Source organism: Marinilabilia salmonicolor, from assembly GCF_003003035.1.
Classification (GTDB): domain Bacteria; phylum Bacteroidota; class Bacteroidia; order Bacteroidales; family Marinilabiliaceae; genus Marinilabilia; species Marinilabilia salmonicolor_A.
Genome location: NZ_PVTS01000001.1, coordinates 166,731 through 185,535, shown reverse-complemented (window position 1 = coordinate 185,535; position 18,805 = coordinate 166,731). Strand labels below are relative to the sequence as shown.

Here is an 18,805-nt window from a genome sequence, read left to right as displayed (position 1 = left end):
ATTATTTAATTTTTAGACCTTCGTTTATAAAAAAGTCCGGGAATCTCAATATTTACTGGAATAAGTTTACTCTCTCTTCTGTAAACTCATAATTCACAGGCTCCTCTCTCAGCAGTGGGTTTTGCACCAGTTCTGATTCAGGATAAGGCAGTAACAAATCCTCTGCGGTGGCTGTGGCAACCTGCTGAGCAGTATTTTCATCGCCTTCAATATAAGTGCCTGTTGCTTCATCATACTCATACTGAACAGCACGATCCTGAGCATCATTCACATAATTGAGCACTTCCTGCTGACGATAGTATGAACGGCGAACCAAGTCGTACCAGTATTGGCCTTCCATAGCCAGCTCAATGCGACGTTCGTAACGAATATCCTCATAAGTAATTTCTGACTTACTTGGCATTCCGGCGCGTTCACGAACTTTATTAAAGTATTCAAGAGCGGTGGCATCCGTTGTTGATGGATTGTTGCCCAGGATTGCCTCAGCATAAATCAGGTAAACTTCTGCCAAACGAAGCATTTTTGTAGTTAACCCGGAGTTCATTCTAACAGCCACACCTTCGGTATCTTTTGTAGAACCAACCACCCCTTTTTTAATATTGGCACGATCAGTCTCTTCATACAGATATCCCCCGGCAGCCTGATTGATTTCCGGATATTCGGCACCATAAGTGGCAAATGTAGAATGAAGACGAACCGTTTCATCGGAATCATATTCTCTGATCATGTCCCAGGAGGCAAAAGTATAGTAACCCCATGCAGCATCATCACCGGTAATTTCGGAATTCCAGGCAAAATAAGCCTGCTGGGTATTGGTAATACCATATTCGGTAGTTCCTCCAACCCATTGCAACGCAAAAAGTGATTCCGGATCATTGTTTCCGTCAATGGTAAAGAGCTCGGCATAGTCATCGTTTAACTCAAGGCCGCTTTCTGTACAAACTTTCTCTGCAGCTTTTCTGGCCAACTCAAGATACTCCGGATCACGTAGTCCACCATTGCGGTCATCGATATTGTGCAAGCCGGCGTAAGAAAGATAAACCCTTGCCAGCATACCGTAGGCGCTCCATTGATTCAATCTTCCGTTCTGAGTTGCTTCCAGTGGCAAATGAGTTGCTGCAAATTCCAGATCACGGATGGCAAACTCAAATACATCATTACGCGGATTGGTAGGAATAATCGGATTATTCACTATTGCAGCATTATCAGTGATAATGGGCACATTTCCCCACAATGAGGCAAGATACCAATAGGCAGTACCTCTCATAAACCGGGCTTCAGCAATCGCTTCATTTTTTGCTTCTTCAGAAACATTGGTAGCATTGGCCTCAATATTATTAATGGTATTATTGGCCTGTCCAATTACATTATAGAATGAGCCCCATGCCGAAACCAGCGGGCCTGTAAGAGACGTCTCTGTAAAATTGGTAAATGGATAAACATAATCTGAATAGGGAGCAAAAATATTGTTTGCTCTTCCGTCTCCGAGTGCATAGTAAAATTTATCGTTAAAATCGAACCACACTTTTCCGTACAATCCGGCAGTTGCAGCTTTGAGGTCGTTTTCACTGGCAAAAAAGTTGTCCAATGTAATAGTATCATTGGGTTGTACCTCCAAAAATCCGTCATCACAAGAGGTAATCCCAAGGCCGGCAAAGGCTATTATTGTTAATATCTTTTTTATTTTCATTGTTCTTTACATTTACAGGATTAAAACGAAATATTTACACCGAATGTATAGATTCTGGGTGAAGGATAACGTCCGTTATCTATACCTGTCATCAAAGCATCCTGGTTGTAAGAACCAACCTCAGGATCATATCCGGAGTACTTTGTAAATGTGTAAGCATTCTTCACTTTGGCATACACCTTCACAACATCAACGCCAACAGAAGAAATCCAGTCTTTAGGGAGTGAGTAACTCAATGAAACATCCTGAATCCTGATAAATGAACCATCTTCCACAAAGCGGTCGCTCAAACGGTTGTTGGCATTGGATGAAGAGGCGGCCAGTCGGGGCATCATCGGATCACCACCGGTAATATGTGTATTTCGGATGTCCACCGGACCGTCGGGATCTATCTGCTCAACGCGGGCATAATCCAATGCAGAAGTATAGAGGTTGTGATTTTCCCTGGGATTTTCCAGCCAACGTTTCTGATAATTAATCACATCATTGCCATAGAATCCGTTGAGGAAGATATTCAAATCAAAACCTTTATATGAAAAGGTATTTCCAATACCAAAAGTAAATTTAGGCTCAGGATTTCCAATATAAGTACGGTCTGATTCGTTGATTACACCATCTCCGTTGATATCCTTGAAAATGTAATCGCCAATCCAAACACCGGTTTCGCTTATATCAAGTCCTTCGGGACGTGCAACTTCCTGAATATTTCCGGCACCATCTTTATAGTAAAAATCGGTAGCTTCATTGAACCGGCCAATAACCTTATATCCGTAAAACTGACCGATGGGCTGATCCACGGCGGTTCTGGTAACAATGGTTGTTTCGGAACCTTCCTGAATGGTTTTATCAATGGTACTGGACTCGGTATCCATACTCAACACTTTACTTCTGTTAAGCGTAAAAACCAGATTGGTTTTCCAGAAGAAATCCCCACGGTCGATATTTATGGTCGAGAGCGTTGCTTCCAAACCTTTATTTTCCAATGAACCAACATTGGCAAAAGGAGGTGTTACAGAACCTTGTCCTTCACTTCCCATATAGGCAGGAAGGGGAACATTCAGCAAAAGATCCTGAGTTTCCTTGTAATACACATCTCCGATAAACTGGATGCGGTTATTAAACATATTCAGGTCTAATCCAATGTTCGCGGAATAAGTGGTCTCCCATTTCAGATCGGGATTGGCCATATTTTCGCTGATTAGGCCGGTTCCAAAAACGGTAGTTACAGGTGCTAGTACCGAAGTATAAGCGTAATCGGATCCGACATTTTCGTTACCCACAGCACCGTAACCCAGTCGAAGCTTAAGATTATTGATGGAAGAAATTCCGCTCATAAAGGGTTCATTGGAAACCTTCCATCCAAAAGCAGCAGACGGGAAAAGCCCCCATTTGTTGCCTTCAGCAAATTTGGAAGATCCATCATAACGCAAGGTAGCAGTTAACTGATACTTATCGTTAAACGAATAAAAAGCACGCCCGAAGTAAGACATAATAGAGCTTCCTCCGGAACTACCACCTGCATTGGCTGTTGTTCCGTCTCCCAAATTCAGATCGTGTCCCACATTGCTCACGAAACCGCTTCGGTATCCGGACAAATACTCCCAGTGAGATTTTTGCATTTCATGTCCCAGCATCACATTAACAGCATGCACTTCTGCAAAAGTGCGATTAAAGGTTACCAGGTTGTTCCATGAATAGAACTTACTGTACGATTTGGTTCTCGTTGACTCAATAACCTCATTTGTTATGGCTCCAAAAGAGTAGGAAGGATTGAAGCGATAGGTATTGGTCATTCCGAGATCACTTGCAAATTCTGTCTTGAAAGTAAGACCATCCATAAACTTAATCTCACCGAAAACATTACTACGAATACCGGTCTTTTCGTTCTCATTTTCACGAAGCATTGCCAGCCCCACAGGGTTGGTTTGCACATACATATCTGTATCCGGACCGTCAAATGTTCCATCAGCATTGCGCACAGCCACGTTAGGCGTTTGCTTCATCGCCACTTTAATCAGATTTGCATCCTCAACAGTCACCTGCTGTTCTGAATTATTCAGTGCAAAATTGACACCGGCACGAAACCACTCATTAACATCAGACTGGAAATTACCACGCAAATTATACCTGGTAAATCCGGACCCGATGGCAATACCTTCCTGATCAAGAAATCCGGCAGCAAGTGCATAGGTGTTATTCTCTCCTCCTCCACTTACAGAAAGGTTGTGACTCTGAATGCTTGCTTGTGAAAACAACTCATCCTGCCAATCGGTTCCTTCTCCCAACAAGTCGGGACGGATAAAATAATTATCCCGGGTAACGATACCTGCATCAGCACGATTGTTTTTGTGAATAGCATACTGTTGCAGATTGAGAAGGTCAAGCTTTGTGGCCATTTCCTGAATTCCATAATGACCACTGTAAGAAACCAGACTTTTTCCTTTTTCACCTTGTCTGGTATTGATGATCACAACCCCATTGGCTGCCCGCGAACCATATATAGCTGTTGCTGAGGCATCCTTCAGAATATCCATGGAAACGATATCATTGGGGTTAATGGATGTCAAAACGTTTTCACTATTATTTCCGGTATTTCCGTCAATAATAACTCCGTCAATAACAAAGATAGGTTCAGTAGAGGATGTCAATGAATTGATACCACGAATCCGGATAGAAGAGCCACCTCCCGGAGTACCTGAGTTTTGCATCACCTGAACACCGGCTGCACGACCTTGCAATACCTGATCAACAGAGGTTGATACGGTTTCTTCAATCGATTCATTGGAAACTGACACAACAGAACCTGTAAGGTCGCTACGCTTCATCTGTCCATAACCAACAACTACAACCTCATCAAGTGCCTGCACATCTTCCTGCATCTGCACATTGATTTCAGTGCGTCCGTCAACAGGGATCACCTGTGATTCAAATCCAATAAAGTTAAATCTCAACTCTCCATCTGCAGGAACTTCTATACTGTAGTTTCCATCTACATCGGTAATGGTTCCCTGCGAAGTTCCCACAATCATTATATTCACTCCCGGAAGTGGTCCCATATTATCTGTAACCTGCCCCGTTACCCTCACATTCTGTGAAAATGCAGCAAAAGAAACAGATAATAAAAAGAACAATGCAAATAATGTCCTTTTTAAAAATAAATCAGTTTTTCTCATTTGAAATTTTTTTTCTGGTTAGGAAATTGAAAAGCAATCTCCATACTTAAGTTGAAAGAAAACGCTCTCTTGTTCTGTGCTGTTCCGCGCTCTTTGTAAAAAAACTACTCCTTTTTTAAACAATTTAAAATTTCCACATACACTAAGGGATAATTTTTCATAAGCAATAAGGTTTTTGATTTGTTTTTAAACTTTTTTTAACATTACGAATATACAGCATAAGAGGTCTATAAAAGTGGAATTTTTCATTAAAAAGGTGTAATTTTCTCTCGTTAAGTGGAAATAAAAGGCAAAAGAAGGGGATAAATTTAAAATCCGATTAGAGCATCCCATAAAAAAGCAAAAAAAAAGAAGAATTATTTTACAAAAAGGAATATCAAAATCAGACACTGGAAATGTCTCAAAGCGAAAAACAGCTTTCAGGCCACCAAACATCAAAAATATAATCGTAAAAGCCGGGGGTTTTAAGTAACAATAAGAAGTTACTCATTCAAGCCGCCCCAACATTTATAAATGATGATCCTTAATATACTCAGTTGGTTTCTTACCAATTTGTTTGGAAAAACATTTACTAAAATATTTGGGATCTGAAAACCCTACCATAAAACTCACTTCGGATACAGAAAGCTTATCCTGCCTGAATATCTGAGCAGCCCGTTTAATTCTCATTGAACGAATAAACTCAACAAGTGAAAGTCCGGTCATGGATTTAACTTTCTTAAGAATAATCGAATGGCTCATATGCATTTCATCAACCAAAACCGACACATCAAATGAAGGGTCACCCATTTTATTTTCGGTCACCTCCATCAGTTTTGTAAGGAATTTTTCATCCGCAGGAGTAATAGTCTCCTCGGAGGGTTCCAACGACAGCTTACCTGCAAAGTTTTGTTTAAACGCCATTCTTGACTTAACCAGCGAACCAACCTGGGCTTTGAGAATATTAATATTAAAAGGTTTGGTAATGTAACTGTCAGCCCCGGTTTTTAACCCCTCCAACATACTATCATCACCCGTCTTTGCGGTCAGCAGAATAACGGGAATATGGCTGGTCTCAAAGCGCTTTTTCAACGTTTCGGTGAGCTCGGTACCCAACATCCCGGGAAGCATTACATCACAAATAATGATATCCGGCATTTTAGCCAATATCCCGGGAAAAGCCTCCTTACCATCATAGAAAACAGCAACATTAAACTCCGTTTCAAATACCCGCGCCAGCCAGTTGGCAAGTTCATGGTCATCTTCCACAATACACATTCCCGGTTTTGCAGTCTCATCATCGTACAGATGCTCATTCTCAGAAAAGGTCTCCACCACAAATACGTTATCATTTCCGGGTTCAACACCATCTGAAATCGATTCTTCCATCGCGGCACCTCCAACTTTCTCGGCAAGCTCCGGCAATATCATTTCGAAACAACAACCCCCTTCTTCCCTATTGTAGGCCTTTACCTCTCCCCGATTAAGCGCCACAAACTCCTTAACGATGGAAAGTCCGATGCCTGAACCTCCCAGATGTGAATGCTTGCCTGTCTTAACCTGACTAAACCGTTCAAAGACCTTCTCTAGCAAATGCTCAGGAATTCCGGGCCCGGAATCGCAAACACGAACAATAATCTTTCGCTCCGAAGAAGATCCCCCATCATTGAAATATTCAAGTTGGAGCGAGACCTTCCCCCCGGAAGGAGTAAACTTCAGGGCATTGGATAACAAATTATATAATGCGGTGGAAATCATTTTTTCATCGGATGTTATCCAGATCTCTTCAGGTGCCTCCACACCTACTTCAATATCCTTCTGATCGGCCAGAGAATGAAAAGCAGCCAAAGTATCCTGACACAAAACCAATAAATTGAATGTAACAGGATTGACCTCAGAATGCCCGGTATCAATCTTTCGAAATTCCAGCAGCTGATTTACCATATTCAACAGCCGTTTTACATTCCGGTGCATAATGGAAAGTGTATTATAAACCTCCCGGTTCAGATCGCTACGATTCAATATTTCCTGAAGGGGAGCATGTATCAATGTCAGCGGGGTACGGATTTCATGCGATATATTGGTGAAAAAGCGCATTTTTGCATCAGTCAGTTCTTTGTCTTTTCGGTGCTGAATGCTCTCAATAATTAAATTGTTCTTTTGCTTGGCACCAATAAGAGAGTACTTTCTGAAGGTAAACAATAAGAAAACAGCCAGGGCAATGTAAATAAAATAGGCCCAGCCGGTTCGCCACAACGGAGGATTGATTGTCACAAGCATGGTTGCTGTCTCCGAAAACCACTCTCCGGAACTATCGGTGGCTTTCACTTCAAAGACGTAATCTCCCTCGTGGAGATTGGTATAGGTAGCCCGACGGTTTTCACTGGTAGTCTCCTGCCAGGATTCATTAAATCCCTGAAGACGAAAAGCATATTTTATATCTCCCGGATTGGAATAGTGAAGTGCTGAAAACTCAAAAGTGACCTCATTATTACTATGAGACAGTGTCAGATGATCAGAGTACGTTATATTTTTATCCAAAATAATTCTCCCGTTCACCTTTTCATCAGGAAAGACCGGATTGTTATGCAAACGCAAGCCGGTAAGTTGTGGTTTAGGAGGGAATGGATTGGATTGCATACTGTCCGGATGAAAAACAGTAACTCCGTCCACACCTCCGAAATACATCACTCCCGAATTCCGATCCTTGTAAGAGGCATTGGCATGAAACTCCCCAGAAGGCAATCCATTATTTACCCCGTAATTGGTAAATACCCTGCTTTGTGGCTCAAACCTGGAAATTCCTTTATTGGTCCCTAACCATAAACGCCCATTGCTGTCCTCTTCAATAAAAAGCACCAGCCCTCCGGCCAAACCGTCTCGCTCTGTGTAGGACCGGAATGACAACTGTCCGTTTTCAGCGGAGGTCTTAAGTCCTCTTGATTCATCATACAACACCTTATTCAAACCACTTCCGGAAGCCAGCCATATATCTCCGTTCTGATCTTCCAGTATATCGTAAACATCATTATAGCTCAAACTAAGTGTATCACCGGTAATATTCTTGTAGGCCACAAACTCCCCTGTTCGCGAAACCACTTTTTCTTTATTACATACGTTAATGCCTCCTCCTTTTGTACCTATCCAAAGAAGACCACGTGAATCTTCAAAAATACTCAACACTTTATCACTACTCAACCCCAAAGAGTTGGCAACGGTACCATAATAATCCTCCACCTGGTCGGTTTTCTTATCAATAAAGCCCAAACCACGTCCCCAGGTACCAAACCAAATTCTATCGTTCGAATCTTCGTACAATGAAAAAACAAATCCGTTGACCATGTAGCTTCGAAACTCTCCCGAACGATTGTAAACACTAACTCTGTTGGATGCAGAACCGATCCACAACTGGTCCTCGCTATCAATTAGCAAAGCCATAATCTCCTTAGTAAACATCTCATTATCCACATATACACGAGGAATGGTATTTAATTTGGATATCTCCACATTCCGGTTGGAAAAAACATCTATTCCTGCTGCGGCCGTCCCCACCCAGAGACGGCTATCTTTTCCTGTCAAAGCAGTGACCAGATTGTCACTAAGGCCTCTTTCCGGAGAAATTCCCGGACGAATAACGTGAAATCCACCCGAATAAAGATCCGAATAAGCCAGTCCTCTGCTTTCCGTACCAATCCAGAGAATTCCGGTTCGGTCAATCATCAAAGAGTTAATCAGATCATCGGGCAATGAAGCCTTGTTGGCTCGGGAATATTTATATTGAGCAACTACCCGGTCGTTGGAAATTTTAAAAAGCCCCCCTCCTCTGGATCCAACCCACAAATTCCCCAGATGATCAAAGGCAAGGTCCTCTACCCAGTCAACTTCAAGTCTTCGGTCGGCAGCAGATGCTCCGGAATGGAAATGGGCAAGTCCGGCTTCCTGTTCCCCAATGGAAGCAGCAGGTATTTTAAATAAACCCTCATAGGATCCGGCCCACACAGCACCTTCTTTATCGACAACAACAGATGTGAAAACCGTTACTCCGAGAGTCTGTTTAGAAATGGAGGTAAACTCATTCTTCTCAACATCATACCGAAACAATCCTTCTTCACAACCGACAAACAAAAGCCCTTTACGTATTTCTTTAATCACCGTAATGGAAATATTTTTCCTGCCCGGTTCAAATATTTTCCCCTGAGAGTTGAAGTATCTTGCAGTTTCAGAAACATTTCGAATCATATTCCTCTCACCTGTCTCATCAGCAGAGAATAACAATAGTCCTTCAGATGTGCCTGCCCACAAATTATTCAAGCTGTCAGTTTCCAAATCCTGAACAAGGTCATCATAGGTCAGCGTATTGAATCGGTCAATATCCCCGGTAGCAAAATTCAACCTGTTGATTCCACCACTTCTGGTACCGATCCACAAATACTTATTTTGATCATTTTCGAGACATATTATTTCATTATTGGAGAGCGATCCGGGGTTGCTTTGGGTGTATTTATAGGAAAGAAATTCATATCCATCATATCGATTCAGACCATCTTTGGTCCCGATCCAGATAAATCCTTTGTCATCCTGATGCATGCAATAGACAGAAGATTGAGACAAGCCCTGATCGACAGGTATATCGCGAAAATAAAGCTCTGAACTCCAATAGGAGCGTCCTTCTGTTGTGATGGGAACAATGAAGGACAACAACAAAAAATTAATAAACAACTTTTTACACCTCATCAGCGGACGATTTTTCAGCAGCGAACTGATTCTAAGTTACTATTCTTTTGCCGGATTCTGCACAAAGTTAAAAAATATTTTATTTTACGCAATCGATTGCACAAAATGAATCCTTATTCTTACATTTGCATCTCAGAGTTTTAGGAAAATGCAAAAAAAAGAAGTCACCATATACGATATAGCACAAGCACTGCAAGTTTCGCCTGCCACCGTGAGCCGGGGTTTAAAGAACCATCCTTCCATCAGCAAAAAAACCTGTAAAAAGATACAGGAAACAGCGCAAAAGATGGGTTATCGATCAAATGCACTTGCAAGCAGCCTTCGCACCAGCAGAAGCTTCACGTTAGGGGTAATCGTTCCGCGGCTGGACAGTAATTTCATGTCAACAGTCCTTGCAGGAATGGAGAAATCGGCCGTAGAATTAGGCTACCATCTTATCATAATGCAATCTTTCGAGACCGACGAAAAAGAAAAAGAGTGTGCACGTCTGCTCTTCAACCACCGCGTAGATGGTCTGTTGGTTTCCACATCTGCCGAAAGAGGTCACACGGAACATTTTGCACCCTTTCTGACAAAAAACATTCCGGTTCTCTTTTTCGACCGGGTGCCGCTGGATCCACATCCATTCAGCAGTGTAACAATCAACAATCAACGTGCAGGCTATGAATTAACCAAAATCATGCTGGAGAAAGGTGCCCGGCAATTACTCCATGTAACCGGGAACACGAACCTCAGGGTTTACAAAGAAAGACTTGATGGTTTTAGGAGTGCGCTCAAAGAGTTTAGCATTTCAATTTTACCCGACCATATCTGGCAAACAAATCTGGGGGTTGAAGACGGAATCAGGGCTGCTGAAAAAATACTTAGAATGAAAACCCTGCCCGATGGAATTTTTGTAGCCAATGACACTTGTGCCATTGCAATAATCAATCATCTGCAAAAACACGACATAGAGATTCCGGATCAAATTCAGATATCCGGTTTTAACAATGATCCCTTTGCCTCTTTGTTTACCCCACAGCTTACCACGGTCCAATATCCGGGAACAGCCATGGGCGAAAGAGCAGTAACAACCATTGTTGATTTGATTAAAAACAAGAACAAAAGCCCGAAACGAGAGGAGTTAGACTTCACCCTAATCCCGGGATCATCAACACTCTAACCCCGAATAAACTCTAACCAAACAACTAACAATCAAAGAATTAAACATTTAAAACAGCATAGTTATGACAAAACAAAAAACAGCAATCGTCACCGGCGGAACAACCGGTTTGGGAAAAGCAATCACCAAGACCTTTGTAGATGCAGGCATTTTCACCATCATCATTGATTTGAGTCAGGAAAATCTGGATGCTGCAAAAAGTGAATTTGGAGACAAATGCGGTTATGAACTATTCAACCTGGCAGAGTTGGACAAAATTCCTGCTTTGGTAAACTCTTTGGAAGAAAAATATGGACAACTGGACATTTTGGTCAACAACGCCGGCATCCATCTCAAAAAATTTGCACTGGACGTTACCGATGAAGAGTTCAAAAGAGTTATTGAAATCAACCAAAATGTAATCTTCTCTCTTTCCAGAGAGGTTGCACGTAAAATGATCAAGCATGAATCAGGAGCCATCCTGAATATCAGCTCAATGGCAGCCATCTATGGAATTCCGCAGGTTATTGCCTACACTGCTGCAAAAACTGCAGTTGAAGGAATGACCAGAGCCATGGCTGTAGAGTGGTCTCCAAAGGGAATTCGAGTAAACGCTATTGCCCCAGGGTTTATTTACTCCAAGATGTCGGGAAAAGCACTGGACAGCGACCCCGAAAGAAAGCAAAAAGTATTTTCACGAACCCCAATGGGGCGGATGGGAAACCCAGAAGAGGTTGGATCTGCAGCCCTTTTCATGGTTTCGGATGCAGCCAGCTACATCACAGGTGCAGTCCTGCCGGTTGACGGAGGAAACTCTATTGGATTTTAATCCTGTCTGCTGATGACAAACCATCAAAAACAAACGTATCATGAAAATTACTGATGCAAAAGTGATTGTTTGTTCCCCCGGAAGGAACTTCGTCACTTTAAAAATATATACAGACCAGGGGGTTTATGGTCTTGGGGATGCCACGCTCAACGGGCGGGAACTTGCAGTAGCCACCTATCTGAAAGAATACTGTATTCCGGCACTGATTGGCAAAGATCCCCGTAACATCGAGGACATCTGGCATTATTTCTACCGCGGTGTTTATTGGAAGCGTGGTGCGGTAACCATGACGGCCATTTCAGCTATCGACATGGCACTATGGGACATCAAAGGGAAAATGCTCAACACCCCCCTTTACAATCTGCTGGGAGGAAAAAGCCGCGACCGGGTAATGGTATATGCCCATGCCAATGGAGTTGACCTGGATCATGCACTGGAAAGTGTAGCCCATGAAATTGATCAGGGGTTTAAAGCCATTCGTGTTCAATCTGGTATTCCCGGATTGGATCACACCTATGGGGTAGCCAAAAAAGGCGAAAAGTATGAACCTGCAGGGAAAGGACTGGCCAAAGAAGATTTTTGGGACACCCACAAATATCTAAACTGGGCACCTAAACTGTTTAGCAAGGTAAGGGAGCATTTTGGAGAAGACCCCCTTCTACTGCATGACGTACACCACAGGCTCACACCGATCGAGGCGGGACGTTTGGGAAAAGAGTTAGAGCCCTTTCACCTCTACTGGATGGAGGATGCTGTTACCGGAGAACTACAGGAAGGATTGCAGATTGTGCGACAGCACACCACCACTCCGATAGCCATAGGAGAAGTTTTTAACTCTGTATATGATTACACAACCCTCATTTCCAAGCAGCTCATTGACTTTGTGCGAATGCCAATCGTGCATGGAGGAGGAATCACACATCTTCAAAAGGTTGCGGCCTTTGCATCCATCTATCATGTTCAGACCGGATTTCACGGAGCCACCGATTTGTCTCCGATAAACATGGCGGCAGCGTTACACTTCGATTTTGCCATCAACAACTTTGGTATCCAGGAGTACATGCCACATGAAGAGATTGTTAATGAAGTTTTCAAAACCAACTACAAGTTTGAAGACGGATTCATGTACATTGATGACACGCCCGGAATTGGAGTGGACATGGACGAAAAGGCGGCAGAAAAATTCCCATACGACCCGGCAAGTCTGCCCGTCAATCGCAAAGCCGATGGAACCCTGTTTTACTGGTAAACCATAACCAGACCAAAAAGCCAATTTCTTTAATTTAAGATGATTGTTCCTATATTTGTCAGGAACAATCATCTTTTTTATGACCTGGACACGCAAACAATTTTCCATATTGGCCATCGTTGCCATCACCTCTTTTATGGGGACTTTTTTAATCTCCTCAATAAATATTGCTTTGCCTGCCATAGAAAAAAGTTTCGGACTGGATGCCGTGACCCTCAGTTGGGTGATTACAGCTTTTCTTCTGGCAATGGCTATCATGCTGCTTCCGGTGGGACGCTGGGGAGATTTAACCGGAATCCGAAGAATCTTCAAAGCCGGGGTACTTCTTTTTACCATTTCTTCTTTGCTTTGTGCAATGGCACCATCCGGACTCTGGCTCATCATTTTCAGACTGATGCAGGGAGCCGGGGCCGCACTATCCAGCACAACCGGTCCCGCCATTTTAGTGTCAGGATTTCCGATACATCAACGCGGGCGCGTTCTGGGAATATCCACTTCAGCTGTTTATCTGGGACTGGCCTTTGGCCCGTTTGCCGGAGGACTTTTAACCCAATCGCTCGGCTGGCGGTCAATTTTCTACACATCCTTTATTATAGGAATCCTGGTTGTGTCTGTCACCTGGATTTTTTTGGGAAAAGATGATATGCCGCAAGATTCTCAACCTAAAAAAATTAATCTGAAAGGACTTATTTTTTACATCGCGGGATTGATATCATTGGTTTATGGCTCCTCCATCATCCCTGAAACCACCGGTTGGTTACTGATGACAACAGGAGTTATTGCACTAATTATTTTTTGGAGAATAGAGTCCCGCTCTGCAAACCCGGTAATTCAGACCGATCTGTTTACCAAAAACAGACTGTTTGCGTTTTCCAACCTTGCAGCACTCATCAACTACAGCGCTACTTTCGCCATTGTTTTCCTGCTCAGCCTTTATCTTCAAAAAATACAGGGATTAAGTCCCCGCGATGCAGGAACAATACTGGTAGCCCAACCCATCATGATGGCCATATTTTCTCCAATTGCAGGACGCTATTCAGATAAGATTCAACCCCGCTACCTGGCCACAGTCGGGATGACCATGTGTATGCTTGGCCTTGCAGCCTTTGCCTTCCTGAATGAAAACACACCACTATGGGGAATTATTGTACTGCTGATTTGGGTAGGACTTGGTTTTGCTCTCTTTTCCTCTCCCAACATGAATACCATCATGAGTTCGGTAGATAAAACAAAATATGGTCTGGCATCGGGGACCGCTGCAACCATGCGGGTAGTAGGACAGATTACGAGCATGACTATTGCCACATTCTTTTTTGCCCTTCTCTTCAGCGGTCAGGCCGTGGATATTATAGAAAACAAAACATTTCTAACAGCCATGCACTACGGCTTTATCACTTTTGCACTGATCGCAGTTGCAGGCATCTGGTTTTCTTTTTCCCGGGGCAGTATAAATCGATGATACTGAATACTTCGTTTCAATTCCTTTTTTACTGCTTAACGCCACCACATCACTGGTAAAAATAGTGATTTCAGGAGGACAAAATGGTATTTCTGCAACACCACCGAAAATGGCGTGTCATTTTTTTCTAATCTTGTACAAGAAACCGAAAAGAATGAACCATGAAAGCAAAACAAAAGATTAAAAACACATTCCTGATTTTAACAGCCATTTTGGGTTTTAGCTTGCATACAAGTTCGCAAAACCCTGTAATCACGGAAAAATACACTGCAGATCCTGCAGCCATCGTACACAATGACACCGTTTACCTTTATGCAGGACATGATGAAGCCGCGCACGACTTTCACTTCTATAATCTTAACGAATGGCTCATCTACTCATCCACCGATATGGTCAACTGGCGAGAAGAGGGAAATTTCCCAGTTACAGAATTTGAATGGGCCAGAGGAGATGCCTGGGCTGCAGAAGTTATTGAAAAAGACGGAAAATTTTATTGGTATGTCACTGTTCATCACAAAGATGTAGATGGAAAAGCAGGAAAGGCTATTGGGGTAGCTGTTGCTGATTCTCCCGTCGGCCCTTTCAAAGATGCCATAGGTGCTGCTCTGATCACCAATAACATGACTACTGACATTGATATTGACTGGGACGACATTGACCCGACAGTTTACATTGATGACGATGGTACGCCATGGCTTTTCTGGGGCAACTCCAAATGCTATTATGCAAAACTCAAGGACAACATGATTGAATTGGACAGCCCAATTATGGAAATTGAAGGTTTATCCAATTTTACGGAAGCACCTTTTATCCACAAAAAAGGAGATTATTACTATCTGACTTATGCCTATGAATTTCCCGAGAAAACAGCCTATGCCATGAGTAAAAGCATTGAAGGTCCCTGGGAATTCAAAGGAATCCTGAATGAGATTGCCGGCAATTGCAACACAAATCACCAGGCTATTCTGGAATACAAGGGGAAAGATTATTTCATCTATCACAATGGAGGTATTCCAACACAAGGGGGAAGTTTCAGACGTTCGGTCTGCATCGATTACCTGCACTACAATCCGGATGGAACGCTCAAAAGAGTTCAGATGACCAGCGAAGGAGTGAAACCCGCGAAATAAAAAGTGGATCTCACACAGGGTGAAGGTCTGTTTTCTATCTGTTCCCCAAAAAAGGAAAGTACCATCTCCACTGCAAAGTCATTCTAAAGTGGCATTAAAGTCATATTAAACTCAGTCGAAATTGAGTTTAATATGACTTTATTATGAGTTGTCTTTGTGTCACGAAATTGGTACCCGGCAGCCCCGTAGCTGATCAGGAACCTTATTCCTCTTCACTTCTTTCCATCTTGTTGAAATCAACAGAACCGAGATTGGTCAATTCATAGTCCCCGGGTTTAAAATGTACAGACACGTCATCATCAAACTCCGTAACCTGCATCATGCTTTTCTCACCTGTTTCCTTATCGGTGCTCTCACTTTCCATCAGCATCCCTTTGTAAATACCGTGTGAATAAAGTCCTGCCCTGAATATTGTTGAAAAAGTATCTCTGGCTTTCCAGTCTGCCTCTTTTGTAACCCAGAAAGACCCCATTTCTTCTTCGTTGTCAAAAACGTACTCTTCACACTTGTATCCGGCAATCGTCTTGGCTCTTCCTGTTTTCTTGTAATTCGGATTCTCAAAATCCATGTCATCGCCAGCCTCATCCTCATAAAGATCATCATCATCTTCAATGGCTTCATCAAAAAACTTAAGACCATAGACCACCCCCGTTTTTTCACCATCCTCATCCGACAAAATGATGGTAGCACCGTTGGCATAATCCATGATAAACACCCCTTTTTGAGGACCTTCCCTATTGGAGGGACTACCGGAAATAAACTCATAGGCAAAGTTTTTTTCTTCGGGAGACAGATAAGTCACTACATCACCTTCATCCTGCACATTCCCCTGGCTATCGAGGTTCTTAAAGTGCATACTCATTTTGGAAGAAAACTCATACTGGTCTGCTACAGGAACAGGTTCTCCCGAAACCCCCATCTTTTTCATCAAAGCACTCATGCGTCTATCAGACCGGGATTCGGATGAAATCTCCTTCTCCTTTTCCTCTTCATCCTCCATGGACGACTCAATACTGTCCAGGCCTTCATCGATCTTCTCATCGATTTTCTTTTCGGCGCGTTCTTCTGCCTTCTGCTCAATCTTGTCTGATGCTTTTTTGGCAACCCTTTCAAGGAAGCCCTGACTTGAAAGTTTAATCGGGAGCATCAACAAGAACAACAAAATAGAAAAATTCACAATATTCTTCATGGCTCAACTTTTGGTTATATTTTCTAATTCAAGCGAATATATCCCCGGTGCGTCCTTTTGTCAACCCCAAAACCACAGACGTCCGTTTTTAATTGATAAACGTATTTCCCTGAATAAGCTTCCAGCAAACTGCTACAAAAAAAAACCGCATCTTCACACGAAGTATGCGGTCTGAAATAAAAAAATTGCTCCGTCAAATCTTCTCTAATGCCTCTTTAGCCGCATCCAGCATAGGCTGGACATCGATTGGACTGCCTACTGCTTCCATCATCCATTGATCGGGTGTCAGGCGTCCCTGACGGAAAATTCGCTGAACCTCCCCGGAAAAATCACGTTCAGCCAGATGCTGCTCCAGTTGAAACTCAATGATGTTACCATAAGCATAAGCTGATAAGTACAAAGGATAACTTACCATATGACTGTAAATTGCCAAAACAGGCTCATCCTCCATCCCGTAAACCGGAGCATAATAGTTGTTCCAGATATCTTTGGCAAGAGCAATTACAGCTTCCTTCAGCTCTGTTGCTGTGGCATCAGGATGTGCATACAACCATTTCCACACTCTCATATCGAGCAAAGAAACGCCCATAATCTCATAGGTGGACCACAATACATCAAGCGTTTTTAAAGCCTCCTGCCCGGGACCTTTATCTGATCGTCCAAGCAGCTGAAGATCCCGTTTCTGAAAAATAAAGGCCAAGGCTTCAGTAAATGCTGTATTAGGAACACCATTCAGCATATAATAGTCCACATCATACAGAGATATGGTCTGCTCCACATTGTGTCCAAATTCGTGTATTGCAATATTATATCCTTTATAGTTCATGCCGCTTTCGGGTACTCTGGTTCGCAGATGTGACTGCTGCCCTTTCATTGCAGCACCCCAGGCATGTCCCGAACCCCGCGCCGGATCTACGGTAATTTTATCGCTCAGAGAACGCGCTTTGTCCGCAGAAAAACCCAGTTTAACAAGCAGGTTCGGCAAATCCTTATCCAAAGCAACTGCGTCCGGATACAACTTTTGTGTTTGGGCAGTCAACTCCTCCTCATTGATATTGCTGCGAGCCTTGAACCCGTCGTACCAGATATCAAATGGTTCCAGCGGACGTCCTAACCGCTCACGAATGAAGCCCCCCACTTCCTTCAACACATCAGACTCAAGAAATTCCACAAAAAGTGCCTCTACCTCAGGCTGCGAAATCTCCATTTCCCCCTCAAACTTTCGCTTGATGTAGGTATCCAGCGGGGTATGAACATCCATCGCCCTAAGCGCTCTAAAATTATTGATGATCTGCTGATATCGAGTATCCGGCTCGGGATCAGATTTTACCGGGGAACCATTAGCAAAAACTTCATTGGTGTAAGGGTTCCACTGGTACCCGGAATCATTGATGACATCCTCAGGAATCGACTGGGAAATGATTCGCTGCATAACCTCATAAATCATTTTCTGCTTGTCCAGTCCAACAATACCCAGAGGATAATTGGCTTTCAATTCATCCCGAAGATTCCAATGGGAAAGCAACACCATATCCTCCGAAAAAGGGCGGTTGCCTGCCTCATCCACCAGATTGCCTGCATAGATATTGTACTGACTGATATAAACATCGGAATTGGAACCAACCAGGGATACCTCCTGTTTTAGGTGAGCCGGAATTCTGGAGGTAAATACATCTCCCATCCTGGCATAAGCCCAATCCTGGCGAGTCCAGTCTTTACTATGTTTTTGTTTTTCGGCAAGCGAATAAAAGGGAAAATTAAGTGCAACCTCGAAGGCTATTTTACTGGAGTACAGATCCTCCTGAAGGTGAGCTGACGGATTAAAGCCTCCGAAAGTCTCATCAATCGGTTTAATCTCACCATATTTTAAATGTAACGGCTCCTGAAGTCCCAAGGAAATCATATTAAAATGACCGTTAAGAATTTCCAGATTCCGGCTTACCTTATCAAACAAAATCTGTCGTTCTTTTTCATCACCCACAAATCGCTCTTCACAAAATGCTTTAAAATCAGCTGGAGCCCCATCCTCTTCATGCCAAAGAGACGCAGCATGGTTCACGCCTCTTTCAATTCGCGAATCAAGAGTCGGATACATCTTTTTTAAAGCTTCAACAGTGGAACTTTTTACATCCTCACCGACACAAATCACATCCGATTCAGTGACGGTTTTGAGCGTACATGAGAATAATCCCATAACCAAAATAAACAGCAATAAATAAGTGGTTCTCATTT

General features: G+C 42.9%; 10 protein-coding genes. 5 read left to right on the top strand and 5 right to left on the bottom strand.

Annotated elements, in window-relative coordinates:
* Window positions 1–52 precede the first annotated feature (52 nt).
* The 3 genes from BY457_RS00710 to BY457_RS00700 all read right to left on the bottom strand — a co-directional run bounded on the left by BY457_RS00710 (window position 53) and on the right by BY457_RS00700 (window position 9,576).
* A complete protein-coding gene (locus BY457_RS00710; protein ID WP_106151424.1) occupies window positions 53–1,690 on the bottom strand; it encodes a RagB/SusD family nutrient uptake outer membrane protein in 1,638 nt (545 codons plus the stop codon).
* A gap of 20 nt (window positions 1,691–1,710) precedes the next feature.
* Window positions 1,711–4,863: a SusC/RagA family TonB-linked outer membrane protein gene (locus tag BY457_RS00705; protein ID WP_106151423.1), complete on the bottom strand. Its 3,153-nt coding sequence runs from the start codon at window positions 4,861–4,863 to the stop codon at window positions 1,711–1,713.
* Window positions 4,864–5,370: 507 nt separating this feature from the next.
* Window positions 5,371–9,576, bottom strand: a complete 4,206-nt coding sequence (locus BY457_RS00700; RefSeq protein ID WP_106151422.1) for a hybrid sensor histidine kinase/response regulator transcription factor — start codon at window positions 9,574–9,576, stop codon at window positions 5,371–5,373.
* Window positions 9,577–9,724: 148 nt separating this feature from the next.
* Here BY457_RS00700 and BY457_RS00695 point away from each other — a divergent pair, with 148 nt between their 5' ends.
* From BY457_RS00695 to BY457_RS00675, 5 genes are all read left to right on the top strand, one after another.
* Complete coding sequence (locus BY457_RS00695; protein ID WP_106151421.1) at window positions 9,725–10,738, top strand: LacI family DNA-binding transcriptional regulator; 1,014 nt, start codon at window positions 9,725–9,727, stop codon at window positions 10,736–10,738.
* Between the two features lie 64 nt (window positions 10,739–10,802).
* Window positions 10,803–11,546 (top strand): SDR family NAD(P)-dependent oxidoreductase, encoded by a 744-nt coding sequence (locus BY457_RS00690; protein WP_106151420.1) that lies wholly within the window; start codon window positions 10,803–10,805, stop codon window positions 11,544–11,546.
* 40 nt (window positions 11,547–11,586) lie between these two features.
* Entirely contained in the window at window positions 11,587–12,795 is a 1,209-nt protein-coding gene (gene manD, locus BY457_RS00685) for a D-mannonate dehydratase ManD (RefSeq protein WP_106151419.1), read from the top strand.
* Window positions 12,796–12,874: 79 nt separating this feature from the next.
* Window positions 12,875–14,254: an MFS transporter gene (locus BY457_RS00680; RefSeq protein WP_106151418.1), complete on the top strand. Its 1,380-nt coding sequence runs from the start codon at window positions 12,875–12,877 to the stop codon at window positions 14,252–14,254.
* Between the two features lie 161 nt (window positions 14,255–14,415).
* On the top strand, window positions 14,416–15,384 hold the full coding sequence (locus BY457_RS00675) for a glycoside hydrolase family 43 protein (protein ID WP_106151417.1): 969 nt from the start codon (window positions 14,416–14,418) through the stop codon (window positions 15,382–15,384).
* Between the two features lie 202 nt (window positions 15,385–15,586).
* On the opposite strand, the gene BY457_RS00670 is transcribed toward BY457_RS00675, so the two are convergent.
* Window positions 15,587–16,573, bottom strand: a complete 987-nt coding sequence (locus BY457_RS00670; RefSeq protein ID WP_106151416.1) for a DUF4412 domain-containing protein — start codon at window positions 16,571–16,573, stop codon at window positions 15,587–15,589.
* Between the two features lie 193 nt (window positions 16,574–16,766).
* Complete coding sequence (locus BY457_RS00665; protein ID WP_106151415.1) at window positions 16,767–18,803, bottom strand: hypothetical protein; 2,037 nt, start codon at window positions 18,801–18,803, stop codon at window positions 16,767–16,769.
* Window positions 18,804–18,805: the final 2 nt, after the last annotated feature.

What these genes read in the sequence shown, in the direction of transcription:
- BY457_RS00680 (WP_106151418.1), top strand. Translation starts at nt 12,875, where the DNA reads ATGACCTGGACACGCAAACAATTTTCCATATTGGCCATCGTTGCCATC.
- BY457_RS00675 (WP_106151417.1), top strand. Translation starts at nt 14,416, where the DNA reads ATGAAAGCAAAACAAAAGATTAAAAACACATTCCTGATTTTAACAGCC.
- BY457_RS00700 (WP_106151422.1), bottom strand. Translation starts at nt 9,576, where the DNA reads ATGAGGTGTAAAAAGTTGTTTATTAATTTTTTGTTGTTGTCCTTCATT.
- BY457_RS00670 (WP_106151416.1), bottom strand. Translation starts at nt 16,573, where the DNA reads ATGAAGAATATTGTGAATTTTTCTATTTTGTTGTTCTTGTTGATGCTC.
- manD (WP_106151419.1), top strand. Translation starts at nt 11,587, where the DNA reads ATGAAAATTACTGATGCAAAAGTGATTGTTTGTTCCCCCGGAAGGAAC.
- BY457_RS00705 (WP_106151423.1), bottom strand. Translation starts at nt 4,863, where the DNA reads ATGAGAAAAACTGATTTATTTTTAAAAAGGACATTATTTGCATTGTTC.
- BY457_RS00710 (WP_106151424.1), bottom strand. Translation starts at nt 1,690, where the DNA reads ATGAAAATAAAAAAGATATTAACAATAATAGCCTTTGCCGGCCTTGGG.
- BY457_RS00665 (WP_106151415.1), bottom strand. Translation starts at nt 18,803, where the DNA reads ATGAGAACCACTTATTTATTGCTGTTTATTTTGGTTATGGGATTATTC.
- BY457_RS00695 (WP_106151421.1), top strand. Translation starts at nt 9,725, where the DNA reads ATGCAAAAAAAAGAAGTCACCATATACGATATAGCACAAGCACTGCAA.
- BY457_RS00690 (WP_106151420.1), top strand. Translation starts at nt 10,803, where the DNA reads ATGACAAAACAAAAAACAGCAATCGTCACCGGCGGAACAACCGGTTTG.